Source organism: Paracoccus broussonetiae, from assembly GCF_031854425.1.
Taxonomy (GTDB): domain Bacteria; phylum Pseudomonadota; class Alphaproteobacteria; order Rhodobacterales; family Rhodobacteraceae; genus Paracoccus; species Paracoccus broussonetiae.
Map to the genome: position 1 here is coordinate 1 of NZ_JAVRQI010000058.1, position 639 is coordinate 639.

At 63.4% G+C, this 639-nt stretch carries 1 protein-coding gene; it reads right to left on the minus strand.

Annotated features, from left to right (window positions below):
* A partial coding sequence (locus RM190_RS23355; RefSeq protein ID WP_311761879.1) for a xanthine dehydrogenase family protein molybdopterin-binding subunit occupies positions 1 to 639 on the minus strand: 639 nt, incomplete at both ends.

The following is a 639-nucleotide window of genomic DNA, read 5'->3' on the forward strand; positions in this document are numbered from 1 at the left end:
CGACCGGTTGGCAAGGGTCTGGCAGTTCCGTGATCAGCCGGTCCGGCGTCATGGGAAAGCGGCGCATGCGCACGCCGCAGGCATTGTAAATGGCATTCGCGACCGCCCCCGCCGCACCGCAGATGGCAAGTTCGCCAACCCCCTTGGCCTGCAGCGGGCTGGCAGCCGCATCGCGCTCTTCAAGCAGGATCACGTCGACCGCAGGGATATCAGCGTGGCTGGGCACATGATATTGCGCAAGATCATGGTTCAGAAGGCGCCCGTCGCGAAGATCAAAGACAAGCTCTTCGGTCAGGGCCGAGCCAATGCCCCAGACCATACCGCCAAGACATTGCGAGCGGGCCGTCTTGGCGTTCAGTACCCGTCCAAAGCCGAACGCCCCCAACATCCGGCGCAGACGCGTCTCGGCGGTAAAGGCGTTGACCTCTACCTCACAGAAAAAGGCGCCATAGCTTGCCTGGGAATAGTCTTTCTCGGTCTTGCCCGGCTTGATCCGTCCAATCTGCTCAAGCGCCTGGCCTTGCAGCAGCTCGGTCATTGGCCGCGAACGTCCCTCGCCCGACGCGACGCCATCGCGCAATTCCAGTGCCTCGACGCGGACGCCAAGCTGATACGCCAGCCGATCGCGGATCGCCTCGC